Origin of the sequence: Hymenobacter glacialis, assembly GCF_001816165.1 — a bacterium.
GTDB lineage: Bacteria > Bacteroidota > Bacteroidia > Cytophagales > Hymenobacteraceae > Hymenobacter > Hymenobacter glacialis.
In genome coordinates, this window is record NZ_MDZC01000053.1 from 1 (window position 1) to 24539 (window position 24539).

The following is a 24539-nucleotide window of genomic DNA, read 5'->3' on the forward strand; positions in this document are numbered from 1 at the left end:
GGCGGTGCTCCCACTACCTACCCCGGCGCTACGCCGGGTGCTCCGGCCGGCGCGGCTCCTGCGGCTACCTACGGCCGCCCCGCTACCGACTCCACCACCACGCAGCCCGCCACCCTGCCGGCTACGGTGCCCGGTATGCCGGCCCCGGCCGTGCAGCCCGCCGGCTCCCCACAGCAGCAGCCGGCCGCACCCCGCCCGAACCCCATCAACACCCCGGCCAATGCGCCGTCGCCCGGCACCACCACGCCCGGCGGCATCACGCCAGCTGGTAGCCCCGGCGGCCGGCCCTAGCGGCTCGGGAGCGGCTGTGGCCGTCTTTGCTCACCCAAAAAAGAACGTCATGCTCCGCGGTGCGGGCATGACGTTCTTTTTTTTGCATCCGCCCGGTTCGGTTGTAGCAGCCAGCCAGGCCCTACTTTTGCCCAGCGTCTACCTTTCCTTACCATGCCCGATACGCTTCCCGACTTTTCCGAAAAAGACGCAAATTTCCTGCAGCGCCTGAGCCCGTCGCGCCTCATTCTGCCCGTCGTTATCGGGCTGAGTGTGGTGGCGTTTTTATTCTACCGCAGCTACAAGCCCGGCGAGCTGGCTCCGCTGCAAAACGCAAACTGGGGCTGGCTGCTGGTGGCCCTGCTGGTGCTGGCAGCCCGCGACCTGGGCTACATCTACCGCATCCGCCACATTGCCGAAGACGAGCTAACCTACCGGCAATCCCTGGACGTCATCATGATTTGGGAGTTTGCCTCCTGCGTGCTGCCGTCGGGGCAGGGCGGCACGGCTGCCGCGCCGTTTATTCTGGAAAAAGAAGGCATTCCGCTGGGCAAAGGCCTGGCCTACATTATGGTCACGGCCTTGCTCGACAACCTGTACTACGTGCTCATGGTGCCGTTGGTGGTGCTCATAGCCGGAGCCGGACTCTACCCGCACGAGGCACTGGAAACCGGTTTCGTGGCCACGCTGCGGGTGGCGTTTGGGGTGAGCTACATCTTCGTATCGCTCTACGCGGGGCTGATGCTGTACGCCATTTTCGTGAATCCCCGCTCGGTGCGCCGGCTGCTGGTGCGGCTGTTTTCGTTGCCCATTCTGCGGCGCTGGCAGCGCAAAGCCTACAAGCACGGGCAGGAAATGGTGCTGGCTTCGGTGCAGCTGCGCGGCAACGGGCTGCGCTACTGGTGGCACGCCGCCGCAAGCACGGCCTTTGTCTGGACGGCCCGGTACGCTATTATCGGTTGTCTCATCGCGGCCTTCGTGCCCATGAGCGCCGGCACGTTCCTGTTCATCTTCGCCCGCAACATCACCTACAAAGTCATCCTGCTCATCGCCATCACGCCGGGCGGCGCGGGCATTGCCGAAGGCGCGTTTCCCACGTTTTTCGGTTCCTTCATCGGCACGGCTACCATGACCAGCTTTCTGGTGCTGCTCTACCGCGTGGTCACGTACTACCTGTACCTGGTGCTGGGCATGGTCTTTTTGCCCCGCTGGGTGGCGCGGGTGTTCAGCAAGCGGCCCGCCAGGGAGGCCACGGCGTAGCGCCCCGCGTCAGAAGGCACCAGCCCAAACTTCACAGCACCTGTTGCCCGACCACAAAAAAAGCCCTGAACCGCAATGGTTCAGGGCTTTTTTATTCACAACTAAGTTTGCTTACTCGGCTTCCAGCATGAGGGCGGCGCCATCGGCCGACTTCAGCGTGAGCTTGTCATCGGTGAGGGTTTCCACGGCGAAAGTGTTGCTCGTGGCCGAACCGTCGGGAGTCATGGTAATGGATTTGCCCGCTTGGTCAAACGTGTACTTACCGGACACTGCGCCGTTGGCACCGGTCATGTTGTAAGTGCCGTTGGCAAAAATGCGCAGCTCCTCGTTTTCCTGCGCGTCGGACTGTTTCACTTTGTCGCCGGTGGCGTCGGTTTCTTTAGCGGTTTTCCATACCTTGCTGTCGGTACCATACAGCATGTTCACGCCTTCTACCTTGCCTTTGTCACTGCCGCAAGCAGTAGCAAAAAGTGTGAGCAGAAGCAGGAGGCTGGCAACGTAGCGGAGCGAAAAAATGGACTGGGTTTTCATCGGAACAAGGTTTTGGTGAAAGAATGAGAACGAAGAGCCCGGCAGCGCGGGCTCGTCGGCTTACGGCCTAGAATCAAAAGAGTTTGATATGAACCCCTCTATACACTTGCCCGTATACGTGCCCAGCTAACCTGAATGCAGGTTGGCTGCCTACTTTTCTTTCATTTAATTCAACCGACTCATGGGACTTCTTGATTTTCTCAGCGACAAAGGCGAGCAAAAGCCAGTAGAGCCCGCGGCCAAGCCTGCTGCTGGTGGCACTGATTTTTTTGGCAACAGCAATCCAGCTGGCACCGGAGAAACGTACACCGTAGTGAGCGGCGATTCTCTTTCGAAAATTGCTAAAAGCCAATACGGCGACGCCGCCAAATGGCACCAGATATACGAGGCCAACAAGGCCATCATCGGCAACAACCCCGACCACATTGAAGTGGGCCAGGTGTTGACCATACCTAGTCTCTAGGTACTTTTTTGCAGAAAAAAGGTGAGAAAAGCCACTCTGTTTCAGGGTGGCTTTTTTGTTTTCTGGCTTGCCGGAGTCCGGGCTATCTCGCAAGCAGCCCCCCGAAAGGAGCAACCCCGGCACCGGCACGCCGCAGGACCAGGAATTAATAAGGCAGGCATAAAAAGGGCCGACGCTCGCAGGAACGCCGGCCCTTTTTTTTAGCAGCAAGGCACTGCCACTACCGCACCACCACGCGGCGCACCACCGGAACGCCGCTCACGGCGAGGTGCAGCTGGTACACGCCGGGCGCCAGGCCGCGCACGTTTATTTCGGCCTCAATGGCCTGGCCGTTCACTGCCAGCTGCTGCGTGCGCACGGTTTGGCCCAGCGCATTGGTCAGCCTGGCCGACAATGGACCTTTCTGGCCCTCCGGCCGGGGCAGCCGCACCGTGAAGCTACCCGAAGCAGGGTTGGGGTACACCTCCAACTGCGCCGCCAGGGCCTGGCCAGCCGCGGCCAGAACCGACGACCGCAGCTCCAGCGTGAAGCGGTTGGGCGCCGTGAGGCTGGCCTGGGAGAAGCGGTACTGCGTGCCCGCCACCAGCGGCGTGCGCGTGCCAGACACGGCATCAACCAGAATAATGCTGGTGCCGGCTGCAAAATTATCCAGCTGCTCGGCGGCCAGCACGTAGGTACCTGCGCGGGGCACGGCCAGGGTCAGGGGCACCTCGGCGGGCGCCCCAATTACCGGCAGGCCGTTGATGGCCAGCGCCTGGCCTTCGGCCACCGAGGCCAGGTTCAGGCCGCTGGGGTTGGGCATTTTGTGGGCATCGAAGCGCGCGTCGGGCCCCGCGGTGGCGCCGGCTTCGAGGTAGAGGTAGGTTTCATCGAAGGTGGTAGGTTTAGCCGCATCGGTCACGGTGAGGCGGAGGCGGGGGCGGGCATCGGCCGTGCCCCGCTGCAAGGTAGCCGTGTTGGCCGCCGCGAAATCGGTAATGCGGGCGCTCACCGGGAAGGTGAGGGTGACGGGGGTGGCAGCCAGCGAGCGGACAAAAAAGCCCTGGCCCAGCGGGATGGTAGCTGCCGCGACCGGCCCCACGCCGTTCACATAAGTCCGGTACCGGCCGTCGTATTGACTGGTGCTGGCAAAGATGTACATGGCCGCACTCATGCCCGCGGGCACGGGCACATTGTCCCAGTTCAGGGCCGAGGCGAAGGGGTTGCCCAGCAGGTGCCAGCCGGCATCGGGCGACGCAGCGGCGGGCAGGCTCAGACCAAAGGCGGCGTTGTTGTTCGTCAGTTCCCCGACGAAAGCCACGGTCTGGCCCGCGGCTATGTTCACGGCGTAGCCCTGGCCAACGGCCAGTGGCACCCCCTCGCCAACGGGAGCGGCAGGCACCAACCATCCTTTATCAAAAGGCGAATAGCTCGTGGCTGGGGAAGTTGTCACGCGTTGCTGGTCATAGCCGAACACATTTGGGAACGGCTGCACCAAATCGGGGCGGGGGCTGGTGTTGTAAGCCGGGTTGAGCACGGGCGTAAAACCTGCCATGGCCAGGGTTGTCGTCGTAATCCCCTGCACGGGCGGGGCCAGGTGGCGGTAGCCCTGTCCCGCGTTCACCGACGAATCGAGGTAGCGGCGCACCGCTAAAACATTGGTCAGAGTACCCGGGCCAGGCGTGACCAACGCCGTACCGGCCGGGCCCGACAGCAGGGTAATGTTTGCGCGGGTGTTGTTTAATATGCCACTTGTTGGCACGAACCGCTGGCTGACGCTCACAAAGTTGGTCAACGCCACCGTGCTGTTAGCGGGCACGGCAATTTCCAGCTCGCGCACCTGCTCCGGCAGGCCCGAGCCAGTGACCTGATTGGTGATGCCTTCGTAGGCGTAAGCGGCGTCGTTGCTAAATGTGCGGGTGCCGGTGTTGCGGATGTCGCCGGTGCCGTCGCCGGTGACGCCGCTGGCCGCGATGCCGTCGGGACTGCAGATGCGCAGCGTGGCGCCGGCCTGCAGGTCGAAGCTGCCCGAGCCGTCCACTACGAAGCAGTTGGTTTTCAAGGAGCCGGGAACCTGGCCGGTTTGGCTGCGCACCACCAGCTTGCCAAACACAGTCACGTTGCCTAGCAGTAGGGCCTGGCCGCTGTTGATGGTGATGTCCTGATAAGAGCCGGCTGGCACATCAGTATCGACATTGATTACCAGGCTGGGAAACACGGCCCCGGTCACCGGCACCAGCAGCGGCCGCAGGAAGTCGCGAACGTCGCGGAACACGGTTTCGGCCGCCTCCAGGCCCGCTGCGCTGGTGCTTTCGAACGGCACGTGGCCCACGCCGGGCAGCGTGCGCAAGAAGTTGGGCACGCCCACCGAGGTGGCGTAGGGGTGCAGCCGGCCGCTGCCAAACACGTACTTGGGCGGCAGCAGCGAGCCCACTTTGCCTTGCAGATACGGCACCGTGGCATCGGCAGTGCCGTGCAGGCTGTAAAGGGGCGCATCGCCGGGCTCGATAAGGCTGGGCCGCTCGGTGGCGCCGCTCAGGTTGAGCACGGCCAGCACGGCGCTGGAAAAGCCGGGGTTGCCGCTGGCGCCCTCTATTCCGCCCAGAGCCGCCAGGCCAACGTATTCCGGTACCTCACTGGCTTTGTCCAAGTATCCTATTTCGAGGGCAATGAACCCGCCCGCCGACGACCCGCCGGCCACGATGCGGCTCGGGCTCACCCGATAAGCATTGGTTGTAGCAGCATCCTTGCGGAAAAAGCGCACCGCTGCGCGCATGTCCTGCATGCCCCGAATGGCGGCCCGGGCCACCTGCGGGGTGTCAGCGGGCGCGTTGAAGCCCGTGACGGGGAAGCCCAGCCGGTAGTCAATGCTGGCCGTGACGTAGCCCAGCTTGGCAAACTGCGTGCACACCTTTACCATGTAGGCATCGGTGCGCGAGCCCACGAAAAAGCCACCCTGGTGAGCGAAGATGATGACGGGCCGCTCGGCCGCTACGTCGCCGGTGGGCTGGTACACGTCCATGAGCAGCGTTTGGGGAGCACCAAAAGCCGTGACGGCCGAGCCGTAGGCGACGCCCGAGGTCACGGTCACGTTCGGGAAAATGGGCTGGTAGAACCGGCCCCCGGTGGTATCAATGGGGGTTTGGGCGGCCGCTGTTTGCCAAAGTTGAAGCAGCAATAACCCAACAAAAAGTAGCTTAGCTTTCATAGGTTTTGAAGGTAGAAATGTGGTTATTAAAATTGGATGATTGACGTGAAGCCGGCACGGGTGGCTCGGGTTGGGGCCTGCCGGGATGCAGCTGCTCAGTTGCAGCGGCGCGGCTTCGAAGATACAGCTTGCGTTATTTGCAGCCGCTTTACCCCGCTTCCTTATGCCCATTCAATTTCCTCCCGCTCTGCGGCCCGGCCAGCGCGTGGCTATTGTCAGCCCCGCCCGCAAAATCAGCGCCGCCGAGCTGGCTCCTGCCATTGCTACCCTCCAAGGCTGGGGCCTGGAGGTGGTGTTGGGCGAAACCATTGCCGGCGATTACCACCAGTTTGCCGGTGACGACGACCTACGCCGGCGCGACTTCCAGCAGCAGCTCGACGCCCCCGGCATCCGGGCCATTCTCTGCGCCCGCGGCGGCTACGGCACCGCCCGCATCGTAGACGGGCTGGACTTTTCGCGCTTTGCCCGGCAGCCCAAATGGGTAGCCGGCTTTTCCGACATCACCGTGCTCAACAGCCACTTGCTGGCCCTGGGCCACGCCAGCATCCACGGCGTCATGCCGGTGCTGTTTCACCAAACGGGCGGCGAAGCGGCCCTGGAAAGCTTGCGCCGGGCCCTTTTCGGCGAAGCTGCCTTGCCCATAGCGGCCCCGGCGCACCCGCTCAACCGCCCCGGCACCGCCACCGGCGAGCTGGTGGGCGGCAACCTGAGCTTGCTGCATACCATCACGGGCACGGCCTCGCAGGCCAGCTTTGCGGGGCGCATTCTGTTTCTGGAAGACCTCGACGAGTACCTCTACCACATAGATAGGATGATGCTGCACCTGCACCGCAGCGGGCAGCTGGCCGGGCTGGCCGGCCTGGTGGTGGGCCACTTCTCGCAGATGCGCGACAACGCCATTCCCTTCGGCAGCGCCGCCGAGGAAACCATCAATGCCTACGCGCAGCTGTATGACTTCCCGGTGGGCTACGGCTTCCCCGTGGGCCACGAGGCCGACAACCGGGCGCTGGTGGTGGGGCAAATGGCCCGCCTGGTAGTGGGCGCGGCCGGCGCTCAGCTTGCCATAGCCTAGCACAGCAGCCAAACCAGCAGAGGCGACCAGCCCCCAGAATATTGCCTGGGTGCCGGCCGCCTCTTTAAGCGCGGTTGTCGCCTGTTCTAGTCCAAATACAGCACCTGCAGCACCGTTTGCCCCACGGCTTTCAGCGTGTTGCGGTCGATGATGCTCATGTTGTCGGTGGTGGCGTGGTGGTAGTTGGGGAAGTACTGCTCGGGGTTGTTGGGCAGGTGGTCGATGATGTCGACCGTGGGGATGCCCGCCTGGTTGGTGTACACGTGGTCGTCGGTGATGCCGGGCGAGTCGCTGAACAGGAAATAATCGGTGTAGCCGAGCGCGGCGGCGGTGTTCCAGATTTTATCCACGGCAAAACGCGCCTTCTCCCGCGAGAGCTCCTCGCGGCTGAACTTGGCCCCGCGGGCCCCCACCATGTCAAACAGTACCCCGAATTCCGCCTTATAGTTGGCGGGCAGCAGGTGTGTGCTCCAGTACTGCGAGCCCAGGCACCACGAGTCGCCGGCGCCTTCGAGCTGGTTTTTGAGGTCGGCCTGGGTGCCGGAGTCGTAGCCCCAGTCTTCGGCGTCGAAGAGAATAAAGTCCACGCCCACGTTGGGGGCGAGGCTGTCGGGCTGCAGGCTGAGCACGCGGGCCATTTCCAGGGCCACGGCCACGGCGCTGGCGCCGTCGGAGGCACCGTCCATGGGGGCGTTTTTCTTGGTGGGGTCGTTGTCGGCGAAGGGGCGGGTGTCCCAGTGCGCGAAGATGGCCACCCGGCGGGCCGCCTGCGGCTGGTACTGCGCCACAATGTTGCGCGCCTTGATGAGGGTGCCGTCGAAGGTCATGGCCTCAAAGGGCTGCTCCATCACCTTCAGACCGTAGCTCTTGAATTTGGCCACCAGCCAGTTGCCCGTGGCCACGTGCGCCTTGGAGTTGGGCACGCGCGGCCCAAAGGCCACCTGCTTCGCGGTAAAGGCATAGGCCGAGTCGCCGCTGAAAACCGGCGCATTGGGCAGCTTTATTTCGGCTGGGGCGGTGGTGTTATCCACAGTTGCGGTGCTCTTTTTATCGGGGCAGCCGGTGAGAACGAGCAGGCCGGCCAGGGCGGCGAGGGGAAGGCGGAGAGTACGCATCAAAATAAATGGGTCATCCTGAGCGCAGCGAAGGACCTTATCACGCCTGCGCAGCTAGTAATTAGTACTTCTGACAAGAGCAGCCGTGATAAGATGCTTCCTTCGTCAGCATGACAAATGGCTTTATTCCTCGCTATACGCCCATTCCACGCCGGCTTTGGTGTCTTTGATGACAATGCCTTGCTCTTTGAGCGCAGCCCGAATCTGGTCGATTTTTGCGTAGTATGGCGTGGCGTCTTCAGCAGATTCTTTGGCTTCCTTGGCACCATTTTTAGCTTCGGAGTAGAAACCCAGCGTGAGTTCCAGCAGCTGCTCGGCGTTGGCGCGGGGCTCGTCCTGCAGGCCCAGAATATCCACTACCAGGGTCCGGTAGGCAGCCACGGCTTCCGTCAGCGCGGCCGCCGACACGTCGGCCAGAGCGGCGGGCGTGGTGGCCAGGGTGTTGAACTTGCGCAGCAGGTTGAAAAGGCTGGCAATGCTGCGGGCCGTATTCAGGTCGTCGTCGAGCCCCGTGTATAGGTCGGCGGTGAGCTTGCGCAGGTCGGCGTCGCCAGGTTTAGTTGTTGGTTGCTGGTTGTCAGTTGCCGGTTCGGCGTCATTTTCACCAGCAACTGACAACGAAGAACCGACAACTAATTTATCCAGCAGGCGCAGGCCGTTCATCAGCTTGCGGTAGCCTTTGCGGGCGGCCTGCAGGGCATCGTCGCTCACGTCCACGGGCGAGCGGTAGTGGGCCTGCAGCAGGAAGAAGCGCACCACCATGGGCGAGTAGCCCTGCGCCAGCGGCCCGGTAGGGCCCTGAAACAGGTCGCCGAGCAGCACGAAGTTGCCCAGGCTCTTGCTCATCTTGGTGCCGTTCACGGTAATCATGTTGTTGTGCATCCACACCCGCGACTCGTCGGTGCCGGTGTCGCTGGCCTGGCACTGGGCTATTTCGCACTCGTGGTGCGGGAACATGAGGTCCAGCCCGCCGCCGTGGATGTCGGAGAGGTTGCCCAGGTACTTGCGGCTCATGGCCGAGCACTCCAGGTGCCAGCCGGGGAAGCCTTCGCCCCAGGGCGAGGGCCAGCGCATGATGTGCTCGGGCGAGGCCTTCTTCCAGAGGGCAAAATCCAGCGGGCTGCGCTTTTCGTCCTGGCCGGCCAGGGTGTCGCGGGTGCCGCCCAACTGGTCCTCAATGCTGCGGTTCGAGAGCTTGCCGTAGCGGTGGGCCTCGTTGTAGTTGGGCACGTCGAAATACACCGAGCCGTTGACTTCGTAGCCAAAGCCGTTGGCGATGATTTCTTCAATCATACCGATTTGCTCGGTGATGTGGCCGCTGGCCTGGGGCTCGATGTCGGGCGGCAGGCAGCCCAGGGCCATCATGTGCTGGCGGTAGCGGTTGGCGAAGTGCTGGGCCACCTGCATGGGCTCGATGCGGGCGGCGCGGGCGGCCTTTTCCATCTTGTCCTCGCCGGTGTCGGCGTCGCTTTCCAAGTGGCCCACGTCGGTGATGTTGCGCACGTAGCGCACCTGGTATTTCAGGTGGCGCAGGTAGCGCGTGAGCACATCAAACACCACCGGCCCGCGGGCGTTGCCCAGGTGGGCTTCGCTGTACACGGTGGGGCCGCACAAATACACACCCACCTGGGGCGCGTGCACGGGTTGGAATTCTTCTTTCTTACGAGTAAGCGTGTTGTAAAGCGAGAGCGACATGGCGCAAAGGTAGCGGGGAGGAAACTCCCCTCCTCAGATGAGGAGGGGATGTTCGAGCCAACGGCTCGGACGGGGATGGTTGAACTCGTTGAACGATATCCGCGCCGTGAGGGTGCCGCCGTAAGCTTCGTGAAGAGGTTGTTCGGGGGCATTCAGGCATCGTTGGATGGTGGTTCGGCCATCGTTCGGGTGGTCGTTCGGCCATCGTTCAACGAGTTCCCTGCGGTGCCACCACCCCCGTTTCAGCTGGCGCTGAAACATCCCCTCCTCATCTGAGGAGGGGAGTTTTTTCGTTCAACGGCGCAGCTGATAAAGCGCTTCAAGCGGGAAATGGTCACTCCAGTTTATCTCGCGGTGCACGCGGCAGCCCAGCACCTCCCACTGGGGGCCGGCAAATTGCTGGTCGATGCGCAGGGCAGGCAGCTTGCCGTTGTAGGTGGCGCCAATGCCCGTGCCCACGGTGGCCCAGGCGTTTTGCAAGCCGTCGGCTAGTTGGTCGTAGGGGTAGGAATAGGGCAAGTCGTTGAGGTCGCCGGTCAGCAGCACGGGGTAGGGCGAGCGGGCGATGTGGGCCAGCACGCTATCAATCTGCGCGCCGCGGGCCACGGCTCCGTTGCGGAAGCGCCGCAGCAGGTTGGGGGCCTTGGCCCGCAGGCCAGCCTGGCTGCCGGTGGCCGTTGCAATATCAGATTCGGCCATGCTCATGCTTTGCAGGTGCAGGTTGTAGACCCGAATGGTGTCGGGGCGGCCGCGGCCGGTGCGGGCAGCCGGCCGGGCCAGGTCGGCCCACATGGCGTGGTTCTGGGTGAGTTGGCCGAAGACGATGGTGCCGCGCCGCACAATGGGAAAGCGCGAGAAAATAGCCATGCCAAACTCGGCCCCGATGGCATTGGTCAGGGAGACGGAAATGAATGAGCGGCGCCCGCTCCGGCGCCCCAGCCGGTCGTCGGTGCGGAACACGTCGCCCACTTCACGCGAGCCCTGGGGCTCGTTGTAGTACTCCTGCAGGCAAAGCACGTCGGCCGGGCTTTCGGCCAGCCACCGGATAAAGCCTTTGGAAGACGCAAAATCAGGGTCGCGCAGCCGAGCATACACGTTGAATATGCGGCAGTTGGCCGAAAGCACCGAGACGTTGGCCGGGGATGTGGGCGCCAGAAACGACGAGCGGAGCGTCTGGCCGTTGGCCAACTCCTGCGTTTTCGCCGTCACCTTGCTGTTGAGGTAAGAAGGATGCAGGGGCAGGCCGCGCTGCACGTGGGGCCACGTAAGAAACAGCACCACCACGGGCAGCACGGCCACCCGCCAGTTGCGCCGCAGCCAGTACAGCGCCAGCAGCACCGTGAGCAACAGGGCTATAGGCGTGGTAAGGGCCCCAAATACCACCGGCCAGAAGACCTTGGCGGGCACCTGCTGACAGGCAATGGCCAGCAGGAGCCACAGCAGCGTAATCAGCGTGATTTTGAAAGCAAAAGAGCGGCGCACGACACAGGAAAAGGGGCCGCAAAGGTAGCGGCATGAAAGGAAGCCCGCGAAGGGCCGGAAGTTTATTTATCTTTATCGACTTGGATTGTATACGGTTTTGGGGCGGTGTCTCCGGGCCGACTTCCCTTAGCCGGTTACTGTTCGTAAGAACTTTTGCTCGGCAGCCCAGCACCCGGCGCGCCACCGTGGCAAGGGCCGGGCAAGCTGCTCTATTTTTGATGCTAATTCTCCTGCCCGCTCTACCTTTCGCGCCCTATGCTTCCATCTTTCCGCACGCTCTGCCGCCGTTTGTTTCCCACGCTGCTGTGGCCGGCGCTGCTGGCGCAGGCCGTGCCCGCGGCCGCGGTTTCCATTGAGCCGGGCAACCCCAGCCTGGAGTTTATTCAGAACAAAGGGCAGTGGGACCGCCGCGTGCGCTACGAGGCCGCCCTGCCGGCCGGCCGCCTCTACGTGCAGGCCGATGCCCTCACCTACAGCTTCCTGGACCCCGCCGCGCTCAGCCACCACCGCGAGGGTGCCCGCGGGGCCGCGCCCGCCAGCACCGGCCGGCCCGATGGCGACATTGCGGGCCACGCCTACACCGTGCGCTTTGAGAAAGCCAACCCCCGCAGCCGCCTCACGGCCGAAACCCCCACCCCCGGCGAGCGCAACTACTTTGTGGGCGCCGACGCCGCCCGCTGGGCCAGCCACGTAGGCGCCTTCCGGCGGCTGCGCTACACCGAGCTGTGGCCGGGCATCGACCTGACGCTGTACGAAAACGCCGGCCACCACCTGGAATACGACGTGCTGCTGGCCCCCCGCGCCAACCCCGCCCGCGTGGCCCTGCGCTACAACGGTGCCACCAGCCTGGCGCTGACCATCGACGGCAACCTGGTGATAAAAACCACCGTGGGCACCACCACCGAGCTGGCTCCCAAAGCCTGGCAGCTCGATGCCCGCGGGCGCCGCCAGCCCGTGGCCTGCCGCTACGTGCTCACCGGCCGCACCCTCACCTTCGCCCTCGGCGCCTACGACAAGTCCCGCGCCCTCACCATTGACCCCACCGTGCAGTTCTCCACCCTATCGGGCTCGACGGCCGACAACTGGGGCTTCACCGCGACTTATGACGACGAGGGCAACATGTACTCGGGCGGCATCGTGTTTGATACCGGGGGCGCGTTTCCCGCCTCGCCGGGCGCTTTCCGCACCACCTTCAGCAGCATCGTGGACATGGCCCTGATTAAGTACAACACCGCTGTATCGGGCCCGGCGGCGCGGGTGTGGGCCACCTACCTGGGCGGCAACCAGGCCGATTTCCCCCATAGCCTGGTGGTGAATGCGCAGAACGAGCTGGTGGTGTGCGGCAGCACGTCCTCGACCAATTACCCTACTACTACCGGAGCGGCCCAGCGCGTTTTTGGCGGGGGCACGGCCCTCGACCCGTTCCGCGTTGGCACCCGTGAGGGAGCCGAGCGGTACAAGCTGCCCAACGGCTCGGACCTGGTCATCACGCGCCTCAACGCCACCGGCAGCGCGCTGGTGGGCAGCACCTACCTGGGCGGCTCCGGCAACGACGGCGTAATTGCGCAGCCGGCCGGCATCGGCGCCAACTACGGCGACGCTTTCCGTAGCGACGTGCTGCTGGACGGCGATGGCAATGTGTACGTGGCGGCGGCCACCAGCTCGGCCAACTTCCCGGGCCGCACCCTGGGCTTTAATGCCACCTACCGCGGAGGTGTGTCCGATGCGCTGGTGTGCAAGCTCAACGCGGGCCTGACGGCGGTGGTGTGGTCCGGCTACCTGGGCGGCAACGCCGCCGACGCCGCCTATTCGGTGCAGCGCGACAACCAGGGCCGGGTGTACGCGTGCGGCGGCACCACTTCCAGCAACTTTCCCGCCACCGCCGGGGCCTACCTCACCGGGTACCAGGGCGGCAGCGCCGACGGCTTTGCAGCCCGCATCAGCCCGGATGGACGCCGCCTGGAGCGCGCCACTTTCATTGGCACCAACAGCTACGACCAGGCGTTTTTCCTGCAGCTGGACGCGGCGGGCAGCCCCTATTTGTTTGGCCAGACGCTGGGGCAGTTCCCCATCACGCTGGGCAAATACGGCGCCGTGGGCGGCACGCAGTTCGTTCAGAAGCTCAGCCCCGACCTGACCGCCAGCGTGTACAGCACCACGTTTGGTAACCGGGCCGGCGTGCGCGGCGGACCCAATCTGGTGCCCACCGCCTTCTTGGTCGATGACTGCGAGCGGATATACATCAGCGGCTGGGGCGGCATAGACAACGACCTGGGCGGCAACTGGCTAGGCGGCTCCACCAATGGCCTGCCCGTGACCAGCAACGCCGTGCAGCGCAACACCGACGGCAGCGATTTTTACCTGGCCCAGTTCGCCGCCGGCATGACCGGCCTGGAGTACGGCACCTTTTTCGGCCAGCAAGGCGCCGGGCCCGAGCACGTAGACGGCGGCACCTCGCGCTTTGACAAGCGCGGCGTGGTGTACCAGGCGGTGTGTGCCGGCTGCGGGGCCACGCAGGGCTTTCCGGTGCCGCCGGGCGCGGCCAGCTACAACACCCGCAACGCCAGCCCCAACTGCAGCAACGGCGCCTTCAAAATCAACTTCGAGATAATTCAGGCCGACCCGGGCCCGCGCCGCGTGCTGTGCCTGGACGGCGGCAGCGTACCGCTAACGGGCAACCCGGCGGGCGGCGTGTGGGCCGGGCCGGGCGTGCAGCCGGTGGCGGGCGGCGGCTACCGCTTTGTGCCCACCGCGGTGGGGCCGGGCCAGTATTTTATCAACTACACGGTGGCGGCCACGGGCACCTGCCAAAGCACCCGCACGGTGCGCTACGTGGTGGCCCCGGCCGTGGCGCCCGCCTTCGCGGCGCTACCGCCGCAGTGCACCTCGCTCGCGGGCGGTGTGGCCTTGGCGGCCACGCCGGTGGGCGGCACGTTTAGCGGGCCGGGCGTGGCCGGCGGGCGATTCAATCCGGCCACGGCGGGCGTGGGCACGCACACGCTTACCTACGCCTTGTCCGACTCGCTGGGCTGCGGCATAGCGTCGCAGCAAGTGGTGGTGACCCGGCCGCCAACCATCACCCCCGGCCGCGACACCACGCTGTGCGCCGACCTGCGCCAGCCGTTTCAGCTACGGGGCGCGCTGCCCGCGGGGGGCGTGTGGAGCGGCACGGGGGTATCAGCCACCGGCTTTTTCACGCCGCCAGATACTAAGAACCGCGGCGGTATATTCACCCTCACCTACACCGTGACGCAGGGACCGTGCCAGGCCTCGGCCACGCGGCGAGTGGTGCTGGCTCCCACCACCGACCTGAACGTGAACCTGAACCTGCCCGTGTGCGCCACTGCGCCGGAATACGCGGGCCTAGCCCCTTTCAACCTTTCCCTGACGCCCGTACTCATCGCCCCCGGTGCCACCTACCGCTGGGATTTTGGCGATGGCAGCCCCGCCAGCACCGAGGAGTCGCCTACTCACCGCTACGACCTGCCAGGCACCTACCGCATCAAGCTCACGGCGCGCTACGGCAACTGCGATGTCCTCACGGGCTTTGCCCCCGTGGAGGTGGGCGAGGTCTTTGTACCGAACATCATTACCCCCAACCGCGACTCGCTCAACGACACCTTCCGGCCGCGCTTCAGCTGCCGGCCGGCTTCGCTGGAAGTGTTTTCGCGCTGGGGCCAGCGCGTGTACCAAACCAACGACTACCGCAATAACTGGAACGCCCAGGGCCTGGCCAATGGCATTTACTACTACCTGCTGCGCGATGCCGACGACCGCCGGGTGAAAGGCTGGGTGGAAGTGCGCCGGTAGGTTGTTTTTTAGTTACGTATCGCCCCACGTTCACCTCACCCTGGCTTTTCGCCGATGAAACTACCTCTACCTGCGTCACTTGCAACATTTTGGCTGCTGGCAGCCAGCGCTTGGGCGCAGCCCCGGGCCCTCCCGGCGCCCGCTAGCGCTACCCTGGAATTTATTGAGAACAAAGGGCAGTGGGACGGGCGGGTTCACTACGCTGCGCACTTGCCCGGGGGGCGGCTTTTTGCCGAAGCTGACGGCCTCACGTTTGCGCTGCTGGCCAATGGCGGACCGGCCCAGCACAAGCATGAAGGCCCCGCTACTGACGAGGCTTCCCTTGGCGCGCCCGTGCCGGGGCACGCCCTGACCCTGCATTTTGAAGACGCCCGGCCGGCCACCATCACTGCCGAAACGCTCACGGCCGAGCGCCGCAGCTACTTTGTGGGCGCCGACGCCCGGAAGTGGGCCCGCGACGTGCGCAGCTACCGGGCGCTGCGCTACGCCGGGTTGTGGCCCGGCGTGAATGCGCGGGTGTACGAAAGCCCCGACCAGCACGTGGAGTATGATTTCGAGTTGGCCCCCGGCGCCAACCCGGCCCTCATCGGCCTGCGCCACGATGGGGCCGATGACGTGCGCCAGGATGGGGCCGGCAACCTGCTGGTGCACACCAGCGTGGGCACCGTCACGGAGCGGGCGCCGCAGGCCTGGCAGCTGGATGCCGCCGGCCGCCGGCAGGCCGTGACGTGCCGCTACGTGCTGGCCGGACCGGTGGTGCGGTTTGCGCTGGGCCGCTACGACAAGCGGCGCTCGCTGACCATTGACCCGGTGGTGGTTTTTTCCACCTACACGGGCTCACTGGCCAACAATTGGGGCTTCACCGCGACCTACGATGCGCAGGGCAACCTCTACTCCGGCGGCATTGCCTTTGAGGCCGGCTACCCCACCAGTCCGGGCGCGTTTCAGACGTCTTTTGCCAAGCTGATTGACATTGCCATCATCAAATTCAACACCAACGCCAACGGGCCCGCGGCCCGGGTGTGGGCGACTTACGTGGGCGGCGACAACACTGATTTCCCGCACAGCCTGGTGGTGAATGATAAGGGCGAGCTGCTCCTGCTAGGCTCCACGGGCTCGAGCGACTACCCCACCACGACGGGGGCACTGCAAGCCAAGTTTGGCGGCGGCACGCCGGCCAATGCGTTTGGTTCCGGGGCGGGGCCCCCCTTCGACGTGCCCAACGGCTCGGACCTGGTCATCACGCGCCTGAACGCCGCCGGCAGCGGGCTGGTGGCCAGCACCTACCTGGGCGGCGCCGGCAACGACGGCCTGCTGCCCTTCAACCCGCTCACCAAGCCCACCGCCGCCGTGCCGCAGCTGGTGCACAACTACGGCGACCCGTTTCGGGGCGACATCATCGTGGACGCGGCCGACAACGTGTACATCGCCTCGCACACTACTTCCAGCAATTTTCCGATGGCGCGGGGCTTCAACAGCACGTACCGCGGCGGCGCTTCCGACGGCGTGGTGTGCAAGCTCACGCCCACGCTTGGCGCGCTGGTGTGGGGCAGCTACCTGGGCGGCACCGGGACCGACGCCGCTTATTCCATTCAGCTGGAGCCCGGCAGCGGCGACGTGTACGTGGCCGGGGGCACGGTGAGCGACGATTTTCCGGTGACTGCCGGCGCCTACCTCACCGCCAAGCCGGGCCGGGCAGATGGCTTTGCGGCGCGCATTGCGGCCAACGGCACCAGCCTGCGGCGGGCCACCTACGTGGGCACGGCCGACTATGACCAGGCCTATTTCCTGCAGTTGGGCACCGATGGCGGGGTGTACCTGCTGGGCCAGACCACGGGCCCTTTTCCCACCTCGCCCGGCCTGTACGGCACGTTTGGGGGCACGCAATTCATTCAGAAGCTCGATGAAAACCTGAGCACGAGCTTGCTGGCCACGGTGTTTGGCGCGCCCACTTCGCCCCAGAACCCGGCCCGGCTGACTAACATATCGCCCACTGCGTTTCTGGTGGACCGCTGCGACCGGGTGTACGTGTGCGGCTGGGGCGGCGACGTGAACCAGAACCCCTTCAACTACCTGGCCGGCAACGGCAGCACCAACGGCCTGCCCATTACTTCGGACGCCGTGCAACGCAACACCGACGGCAGCGACTTCTATCTGGCGCAGTTTTCGGCAGGCCTTACGGGCCTCACCTACGGCACGTACTACGGCGACACTTCCCCCAACTCTACCAGCGAGCACGTGGACGGCGGCACCTCGCGCTTCGATCCGAGGGGTATTGTGTACCAGGCGGTGTGCTCGTGCTTTTCGAGCTCGGGATTCCCCATTCCGCCGGGCGCCAACACGTATTCCGTCACCAACAACAGCTCTAGTCCCACCTTCGGGGTGAGCTGCAACAACGCGGCTTTTGTGCTCAACTTTCAGCCCGACATTGCCAATGCAGGCGCCGACCAGACGGTGTGCGCCACGGCCGGGCCGCAGGCGCTGGTGGGCAGCCCCGCGGGCGGCATCTGGACGGGGCCGGGCGTATCGGGCAGCCCGGGTCAGGGCTTTGTGTTTACGCCTTCGCTGGCGCTGGTGGGGGTGCAGGCTCTCACCTACACCGTGCTCAGCACGGGCCTGTGCACCACCGTGGGCGTGCGCCGCATCACGGTGACGGCGCCGCCCACGGTCATTTTTTCGCCGCTGCTGCAGGCCACCTACTGCCAGCCGGCGGCCGGGGCCCCGTCGCTGCCGGTGGTGCCGCTCACGGCTACGCCAGCGGGGGGCACATTTAGCGGGCCGGGAGTGGGCGGCAACGCGGCGCTCGGGTTCTTCTTTTCGCCCAACGTGGGCGCGGGCACTTTTCAGCTGGTGTACACGCTGAATGCCAATGGCTGCGTGGTACAAGCCACGCAGGCCGTCACGGTAAATCCCGCCATTGTGGTGGCCCTGCCCGCCGATACGGTGCTGTGCCCCGGCAGCACCCAGCCGTTCGCGCTGCGGGGCAGCCCGGCGGGCGGCGTGTTTAGCGGGCCCGGGGTGAGCGGTACGGCGACTACGGGGTTCTTTTTTACGCCCCCGGCCAGCTTCTCAGCACCACTGGTTGTAACCTACACCGTGACCACGGCCGGCTGCACGGGCACCGGCAGCCGCCGCATTTCGGTGGCGCCCAGTCCCTCGCTGGTGGCTTCCTGGACGCCGGTGGCCTGCCCCGAAACCCGGCTTGCGCCGCTCACGCTGCGTTTCACCTTTGCCAGCTCTCTGGGTGCATCGCCGCCACCGGGCATGCTGTGGGAGTTCGGCGATGGCACGCAGTCGACCGAGGCCAATCCGACGCACACCTACTCCTCACCCGGCTCCTACCAGCCCCGGCTGCGGCTACGCTACAACAACAACCGCTGCGAAACCACAGCCCTGCCCCCGGTGGTGGAAGTAGTAGAGCGCAAAATCCCCAACATCATCACCCCCAACGGCGATGGCCAGAACCAGACGTTCCGGCTGGGGCCGGACTGCGCGGCCCGCCTGCAAATATTCTCCCGCTGGGGCCAGAGCGTGTTTGAATCCGCTGCCTACCACGACGACTGGAGCGCCAACGGCCAGCCCGCCGGCGTGTACTACTACCTGCTAACCTATGCCGACGGCCACCGCGTGAAAGGCTGGGTGGAAGTGATGCGGTGAAGCAGGGAGCAGGGAGCAGGGAGCAGGGAGCAGGGAGCAGGGAGCAGAAGAACGTCATGCTGAGCGCAGCCGAAGCATCTCGCGTGCAATAGTGACTCAATCGTAAAGAGTTAGTAGTGGCACGCGAGATGCTTCGGCTACGCTCAGCATGACGTTTTTTTAGCGTGACGTTCTCGGTTAGTCACTGCTCACTTCGCCTCCCCTATCACCTTCCCATACACCCACTGCACATCGCCCCAACCGGGCAGTAGGTCGCGCCATTCGGTGCCCAGTGCGCGGCGGTAGTGCCACACCATGTACCCCACACTGGCCGCGTAGGAAGCCGACATGCCCACGGCGGCCCCCACCATGCCCAATTGCGGCACCAGCCAAAGGCACAGTGGCACCGTGACGGCCAGGCCAAGCAGGGCCGCCCGGTTGTTGACGCCGTAGCGGGCCGTGCCACTGAAATACGCGCTGGCCTGCATGCCGGCCCCGTTGATGAGAATGCCCGGAGCCAGCGCTAGAATAACCGAACGCGCAGCGCCAAAGTCCGGGCCGAACACCGCCGCCAGCCACGCGGCCGGCACTGCCGCCAGCACGGCCACGGCCCCGGCCGTAGCCAGCAACGTGAGCCGGCTGCCCCGAAAGGCCGCGTAGGTCTGGGCCCGCTTGTCGGGTGCATTTACCAGGGCCACATATTGAATAAGGGCCGTGCTGCGCGGAATAAGCCAAATGGCCTCGGCCAACGCTACGCCTACGGAGAGAATGCCCAAGGCCCGGGCATCGGCCAGATACGCCACCGCGTAGTACCCAAAGCGGTAGTTGGCGAAGGCAAGCAGGTTGGAGAGCTGGGCGCCGCGACTGTGCCGGGCCAGCTCCCGGGCCGTAGCCCGGCGCTGGGCGCGCTTGAACCCGGTAGGGCGGCTCCGCCAGGCATCGGGCAGGCGCAGCAGCAGGGCGGTGCTCAGGAGCCAAGGCACCCCGTAGGCCACGTAATTGGCGTAGTAATAGGCCGTGACACTGGGCCACTCCAATGGGCCGAACGCCACCACCAGCGCCCCGGCCAGCAGCGCCGCCTGGGCCGTGGTGAGCACGTTGTAAGCACGTTCGCGCTGCCGGCCCAGCAGCAGGAACACGTTGATGGACAGCAGCACCTGCACCAGTGTGACGGCCGCCAGGTGCAGCACGTAGCTGGTGCTTACCGGCCGCAGCAGGGCTACTGCCGCGGCGCCCCCGCCGCTTACCACTGCGGCCCAGCCGTAGGCCGGCAGCAGCAGGTGCCACACGTTGCGGTGCGGCACCAGATATATCAACGAGGAACCGCCCACCAGCCCGGCCAGCAGCACCAGCCCCGACATATCCGTAAAAAACAAACTAACCTCTCCGCGCCCCGCCGCCCCCAGGTACCGCGCCGTGAGCCACACCACCGCGAAGCTGAGCCCCGCCGTGAGTACCCGGGCCGCGAAGTGCTGGAAAATGCGTTTTATCATGAAAAGCCGAAGAAGTGCGCAAGAACGCACAACTCCCCTCCTTTTTTAAGGAGGGGATGTTCGAGCCAACGGCTCGGACGGGGGTGGTTGCCCTCGTTGAACGACACCCGAACAACCCTTGATGGAATCGTTCGGGTATCGTTCAACGACTTTACCACCCCAGCTTACGCTTCGCGTAAGCGTCCCCTCCTTAAAAAAGGAGGGGAGTGTGGTTCAACGCCAGTTCAGCACTTGCCGATACAGTGTTCCAAAGGCTTCTCCCACTGTTTGGGGGGCACACCTGGCGGCGGCATCGGCGCGCAATTGGGTGGCGTCGAACTGCACGCTTCCATCCAATAGGGCGGTGAGCGCGGCTTCGAGGCCGGCCTCATCGTCTGGCTCTATTAGCAGGCCAAAGGCGTTTTCGGGCTGAAATAACTCCGGCACGCCACCGGTGCGGGTGGCCACCACCGGGCAGCCGCAGGCCCGCGCTTCGAGCAGCACGCAGCCAAAGGTTTCGGCCCGGCTGAAGGATACCAGCGCCGTGGCGCGGGCCATTTCGGCGGCCACCATTTCGTGCGGCAGCTTGCCCAAAAAGGCCACGGTGCCATCAGCCAGCAGGCCCAGGGTGGCCGCGTATTCTTTTAGGAAGGCTTCGTCGGGCCCGTAGCCGGCTATGCGCAGCTGCAGCCCGGGCCAGGCGGCGCGCAACCGGGCCACCACCCGCAGCACGCCCGTAATGTTCTTTACCTGGTCGGTAAACGCCGAAACGTGCAGCAGCGTGGGCGCGGCGTTTGCGGCTGATTTTTCTTCCGGATGAAACAAGGTTGTGTTCACGACGTTGGCGATAACCACCGGGTTGGAATTGACAAACCCCAGGCCGGCCATGGCATCGCGCAGCCCCCCCGATACGGTGTGCAGTGCCGCTGCCTGCCGCACCACCGCCCGCGTGAGTACCCGGCGCAGCCCCGAAATGCCCACCGAGCGCAGCGGCAGATAGAGCGTCCAGTGCTCGGTGACGATGAACGGGATGTTGCGTACTGCTTTGAGGGCCCAGGCGAACAGCCCCGTGCGCAGCAACACGTGCACGTGCACCAGGTCGGGCTGCTGGCCCCAGTGCTGGCGCAGGCGCCGGTAGCCGCGCAGCAGGCACCAGTAGTAGAGCAGCAGCTTCAGCGGCTTATCGAGCAGGGCCAGGCCGGTGGGCGCGGCGCGGTAGTAGTAGCGCAACGTGGGCCAGGGGCCGGTAAAATCCTCTTCTAAATCAATCAAGCCGGGCAAGGGACCGCGGGCCACGGCCGCGAATAGCACGGCCACCTCGGCGTGGCCAAACGCTGCGATTGCTGCCACGTGCCGGCCCACAAAGTCGCCGTCCTGGTCGTCGTAGCGGTGCGGGTACCACTTGGGCAGCATCAGTACGCGGGGCGTTTTCAATTTTCAACAACAACGAAGGAGGAGGTCGGCATTCGCCACAAAGTAAAGCCGCAGCCCAGCAGGCGGAGGGCTGTTCGTGCAACGGCACCGGCTGGGTCAGGCCCCAAAAATCCACCTACTGTCATTAGCAGCATCGGATTTCATCGCTTGAATGACTCTAAAGGCACTATTTCAATATGGTAACAATCCGATAAAAGTGGCGGCACATTAAGGCAACGGGCCAGCCGGAATTTTGTGCTCATTATGGAAAACACCATTACGCGGATACTCTTCGCCCTATTGATGAGCTTTGCCACGCTGGCTACCGCCGCGGCCCAGGGCACTGGAAGCATTAAAGGAACCTTCAAAGACGAAGCCCAGGAAGCCATCATTGGCGGCACAGTCTTGTTGGAGAACACCTCCGTTGCTGCCCCAACGGGCGTTGATGGCTCCTACTCGCTGGAAAAAGTGCCGGTTGGGGTATACACCCTGGTCGTTTCGTCGGTGTCGTACAAAACCCTCCGGCTGGAGAACGTAGCCGTGGCGGCCGGTAAAACCACTGTGGTGGACGGCAAGCTGCTGGCCGATAGCAAAGCGCTGGACGAAGTGGTGGTGACCGGCGTGCGCCGCACCAACACGGAAATGTCGGTGATTAACGAAATCCGGCAGGCCAGCGTGGTGGTGAGCGGCATTTCGTCGGAACAGATTGTGAAAACGCAGGACCGCGACGCGGCCGAAGTGGTGCGCCGCATTCCGGGCGTGACCATTGTGGACAACCGCTTCATTCAGGTGCGGGGCCTGAGCGACCGCTACAACAGCGTGTGGCTGAACGACGTGAGCGCACCCAGCTCCGAGACGGACCGCAAGTCGTTTTCCTTCGACATCGTGCCCAGCTCGCTGCTCGACCGGGTGCTGGTGTTCAAAGACCCCTCGCCGGAATTGCCCGGCGATTTTGCCGGCGGGCTGGTGAAGGTGTACCTGCGCAAGCCGGTGTTCAACGAGAAACTGCTCACGGTGAACTACTCCACGGGCTTCCGCGACGGCACCACGGGCCATGATTTTTATACCGACAAAACGCAGGCTGGCGACGCCCTGGGCTTTGGGGCGGTGAAGCGGGAGCTGCCAAATGGCTTTCCGCAGCTCAGCTCGGCCTACCAGCAGTACGAGCGGGACTTCTACGCCCGCCAGCTGGACAACAACTTCGCTATTTATAAGCTGAAGGCCATGCCTGACATGCGCTTCAACCTGTCGTATCTCGACCAATTCAATATTGCCGGCCTGGAAATCGGCAGCGTGACTTCGCTGAACTACACCAACGCCTACACCCACTTCAACATCAACCGCAATTTGTTTGACGTGGACGGCGCCCGCACCGACCAGTTCAAGGACGACCAGTCGACCAACAACGTGCGCCTCGGCGCCATCCAGAACTTCAGCCTGCAGCTCGCCGATGGCGGCCGCCTGGAGTTCCGCAACCTGTTTAGCCAGCAGGCCCGCAACCAGCAGGTAACGCGCGAAGGCTTTGACGACAAAAGCGTGCTGAACCGCCGCAGCTACCAGGCCGGCTACCAAGGCCGCACCACCTACACCAGCCAGCTGGCGGGCACGCACATCTTCAACAAGGAAAAGACCCATTTTGACTGGGTGGGCGGCTACGGCTACTCCAGCCGCAACGAGCCCGACCTGCGCCGGGTGTCGTACCAGGTGACGCCCGCCGCCGGCGAAGGCCGCCCCGAAACCCAGACCGTGCTCACGCCCGCCGCGGGCCAGGTGGACGCCAACAACGCCGGCCGCCTCTACCAGAAGCTCGACGAGCACATTTTCACCGGCACGGCCAACGCCAAGCACAAGGTGCAGGTGGCGGCCCGGGAAGTGGAAATTGCGGCCGGCACCTACCTGGAGTACCGCAAGCGCAGCTTCAACGCCCGCGCCCTGGGCTACTCGCTCAACGCCGGGGGCCTGCAGGGCCTGCGCAACGAGAACGTGGGCAATATTTTTTCGCCGCATAACATCGGCAGCGACGGCTTCCGGGTGGACGAGGACCTGAACTCCACCTACCACTACGGTGCGTCCAACGAGCTGGAAGCGGCTTATGTGTCCTTCAACCTTCCCTTGGGAGAAAACACAAAGCTGCTGACCGGCGCACGCTACGAGCGCAACGTGCAGTCCATTGCCACGGGCATCAACGGCCAGCCGGTGACCCAGGACGTGACCACCAACTTCGTGCTGCCCTCGGCCAACCTGAGCTACAACTTCAGCGCCAAAAGCCTGCTGCGCGCCTCCTACGGCCGCACCCTGAACCGCCCCGAATTCCGCGAATCGGCACCGTTTTTCTACTACGACTTCGATTTCAACGTGCTGAACTATGGCTCTTTGTACCTCAAGCCGGACAGCCCGTTGAAAGTGGCCACCATCGACAACTTTGACCTGCGCTACGAGCTGTACCCCAGCACCGGCGAGCTGATTCACGTGGGCGCTTTCTACAAGAACTTCACCAACCCCATCGAAAACGTGGTGGTGCTGACCTCGAACCTGGCCTACACCTTCGCCAACGCCCCCAGCGCCTACGCCTACGGCGTTGAGCTGGACCTGAAAAAGGACTTCACCTTTGTGAGTGAGGGGCTGAAAAACCTGTCGGCCGTGTTCAATGCCTCGCTCATCAAAAGCCAGGTGACGCTGGGCAACGACATTGTGGCCTGGAACAAGAAGCGGGCGCTGCAGGGCCAGTCGCCCTACGTGTACAACGGCGGTCTGTATTACCAGACGCCCGACAACAGCTGGCAGATATCGGCTCTCTACAACGTATTCGGCCCGCGCATCCTGTTTGCCGGCAGCGACCAGTACCCCGACGTGGTGGAGCTGCCGCGCCACACCGTTGACCTGTCCCTGACCAAAACGCTCTCGTCGCGCCTCACGCTGAACGCGGGCATTCAGGACCTGCTCAACCAGCCCACCAACCTGGTGCAGGACTACGGCAACAACCGCAAATACACCGCCGCTGACCCTTCGCTCACCAATTTCCGCCGCGGCACCTACTACACCCTGGGCCTGCGCCTGAATCTGGAGCCGCGCGCCGCCGTCACCACGCCCCTGCCCTAGCGCGGGGGTGAGGTGACCCAGCCGTGCCTTCCCC

General features: G+C 64.4%; 13 protein-coding genes and 1 pseudogene. 7 read left to right on the forward strand and 7 right to left on the reverse strand.

The features are described 5' to 3' along the window. Together BEN48_RS19070 and BEN48_RS07200 are read left to right on the forward strand one after the other, a co-directional pair. Nucleotides 1–291: pseudogene (locus BEN48_RS19070) on the forward strand (hypothetical protein); the annotation flags it as partial. 153 nt (nucleotides 292–444) lie between these two features. Then, on the forward strand, nucleotides 445–1530 hold the full coding sequence (locus BEN48_RS07200; protein WP_070733924.1) for a lysylphosphatidylglycerol synthase transmembrane domain-containing protein: 1086 nt from the start codon (nucleotides 445–447) through the stop codon (nucleotides 1528–1530). A gap of 111 nt (nucleotides 1531–1641) precedes the next feature. Here BEN48_RS07200 and BEN48_RS07205 read toward each other — a convergent pair whose 3' ends face one another. Continuing rightward, the gene (locus BEN48_RS07205) at nucleotides 1642–2061 is read right to left on the reverse strand and encodes a hypothetical protein (RefSeq protein WP_070733925.1); all 420 of its coding nucleotides are present in this window, start codon (nucleotides 2059–2061) and stop codon (nucleotides 1642–1644) included. Nucleotides 2062–2242: 181 nt separating this feature from the next. On the opposite strand from BEN48_RS07205, the gene BEN48_RS07210 reads away from it, so the two are divergent. Beyond that, on the forward strand, nucleotides 2243–2524 hold the full coding sequence (locus BEN48_RS07210; protein ID WP_070733926.1) for a LysM peptidoglycan-binding domain-containing protein: 282 nt from the start codon (nucleotides 2243–2245) through the stop codon (nucleotides 2522–2524). Nucleotides 2525–2744: 220 nt separating this feature from the next. Here BEN48_RS07210 and BEN48_RS07215 read toward each other — a convergent pair whose 3' ends face one another. After that, nucleotides 2745–5681 (reverse strand): T9SS type A sorting domain-containing protein, encoded by a 2937-nt coding sequence (locus BEN48_RS07215; RefSeq protein ID WP_070733927.1) that lies wholly within the window; start codon nucleotides 5679–5681, stop codon nucleotides 2745–2747. Nucleotides 5682–5874: 193 nt separating this feature from the next. On the opposite strand from BEN48_RS07215, the gene BEN48_RS07220 reads away from it, so the two are divergent. Further along, nucleotides 5875–6783 (forward strand): S66 peptidase family protein, encoded by a 909-nt coding sequence (locus BEN48_RS07220; protein ID WP_070733928.1) that lies wholly within the window; start codon nucleotides 5875–5877, stop codon nucleotides 6781–6783. 86 nt (nucleotides 6784–6869) lie between these two features. On the opposite strand, the gene BEN48_RS07225 is transcribed toward BEN48_RS07220, so the two are convergent. From BEN48_RS07225 to BEN48_RS07235, 3 genes are all read right to left on the reverse strand, one after another. Next, nucleotides 6870–7898, reverse strand: coding sequence for a M28 family peptidase (locus BEN48_RS07225; RefSeq protein WP_070733929.1), 1029 nt, complete (start codon nucleotides 7896–7898; stop codon nucleotides 6870–6872). A 123-nt stretch (nucleotides 7899–8021) separates the two neighbouring features. Beyond that, entirely contained in the window at nucleotides 8022–9593 is a 1572-nt protein-coding gene (cysS, locus tag BEN48_RS07230; protein ID WP_070733930.1) for a cysteine--tRNA ligase, read from the reverse strand. 294 nt (nucleotides 9594–9887) lie between these two features. After that, nucleotides 9888–11075 (reverse strand): endonuclease/exonuclease/phosphatase family protein, encoded by a 1188-nt coding sequence (locus BEN48_RS07235; RefSeq protein WP_070733931.1) that lies wholly within the window; start codon nucleotides 11073–11075, stop codon nucleotides 9888–9890. Between the two features lie 255 nt (nucleotides 11076–11330). Between BEN48_RS07235 and BEN48_RS07240 the strand changes: the two genes are divergently transcribed. Next, a complete protein-coding gene (locus BEN48_RS07240; RefSeq protein WP_125932519.1) occupies nucleotides 11331–14885 on the forward strand; it encodes a DUF7948 domain-containing protein in 3555 nt (1184 codons plus the stop codon). Nucleotides 14886–14939: 54 nt separating this feature from the next. Beyond that, on the forward strand, nucleotides 14940–18542 hold the full coding sequence (locus BEN48_RS07245; RefSeq protein WP_070733933.1) for a DUF7948 domain-containing protein: 3603 nt from the start codon (nucleotides 14940–14942) through the stop codon (nucleotides 18540–18542). 188 nt (nucleotides 18543–18730) lie between these two features. Here BEN48_RS07245 and BEN48_RS07250 read toward each other — a convergent pair whose 3' ends face one another. Both BEN48_RS07250 and BEN48_RS07255 read right to left on the reverse strand, forming a co-directional pair. Beyond that, entirely contained in the window at nucleotides 18731–20014 is a 1284-nt protein-coding gene (locus BEN48_RS07250) for a lipopolysaccharide biosynthesis protein (RefSeq protein ID WP_070733934.1), read from the reverse strand. A gap of 213 nt (nucleotides 20015–20227) precedes the next feature. Beyond that, nucleotides 20228–21427: a glycosyltransferase gene (locus BEN48_RS07255; RefSeq protein ID WP_070733935.1), complete on the reverse strand. Its 1200-nt coding sequence runs from the start codon at nucleotides 21425–21427 to the stop codon at nucleotides 20228–20230. 243 nt (nucleotides 21428–21670) lie between these two features. On the opposite strand from BEN48_RS07255, the gene BEN48_RS07260 reads away from it, so the two are divergent. Next, nucleotides 21671–24505, forward strand: a complete 2835-nt coding sequence (locus BEN48_RS07260) for a TonB-dependent receptor (protein WP_083320848.1) — start codon at nucleotides 21671–21673, stop codon at nucleotides 24503–24505. Nucleotides 24506–24539 lie beyond the last annotated feature (34 nt).

What these genes read in the sequence shown, in the direction of transcription:
- BEN48_RS07240 (WP_125932519.1), top strand. Translation starts at nt 11,331, where the DNA reads ATGCTTCCATCTTTCCGCACGCTCTGCCGCCGTTTGTTTCCCACGCTG.
- BEN48_RS07200 (WP_070733924.1), top strand. Translation starts at nt 445, where the DNA reads ATGCCCGATACGCTTCCCGACTTTTCCGAAAAAGACGCAAATTTCCTG.
- cysS (WP_070733930.1), bottom strand. Translation starts at nt 9,593, where the DNA reads ATGTCGCTCTCGCTTTACAACACGCTTACTCGTAAGAAAGAAGAATTC.
- BEN48_RS07250 (WP_070733934.1), bottom strand. Translation starts at nt 20,014, where the DNA reads ATGATAAAACGCATTTTCCAGCACTTCGCGGCCCGGGTACTCACGGCG.
- BEN48_RS07210 (WP_070733926.1), top strand. Translation starts at nt 2,243, where the DNA reads ATGGGACTTCTTGATTTTCTCAGCGACAAAGGCGAGCAAAAGCCAGTA.
- BEN48_RS07225 (WP_070733929.1), bottom strand. Translation starts at nt 7,898, where the DNA reads ATGCGTACTCTCCGCCTTCCCCTCGCCGCCCTGGCCGGCCTGCTCGTT.
- BEN48_RS07245 (WP_070733933.1), top strand. Translation starts at nt 14,940, where the DNA reads ATGAAACTACCTCTACCTGCGTCACTTGCAACATTTTGGCTGCTGGCA.
- BEN48_RS07220 (WP_070733928.1), top strand. Translation starts at nt 5,875, where the DNA reads ATGCCCATTCAATTTCCTCCCGCTCTGCGGCCCGGCCAGCGCGTGGCT.
- BEN48_RS07205 (WP_070733925.1), bottom strand. Translation starts at nt 2,061, where the DNA reads ATGAAAACCCAGTCCATTTTTTCGCTCCGCTACGTTGCCAGCCTCCTG.
- BEN48_RS07260 (WP_083320848.1), top strand. Translation starts at nt 21,671, where the DNA reads ATGGAAAACACCATTACGCGGATACTCTTCGCCCTATTGATGAGCTTT.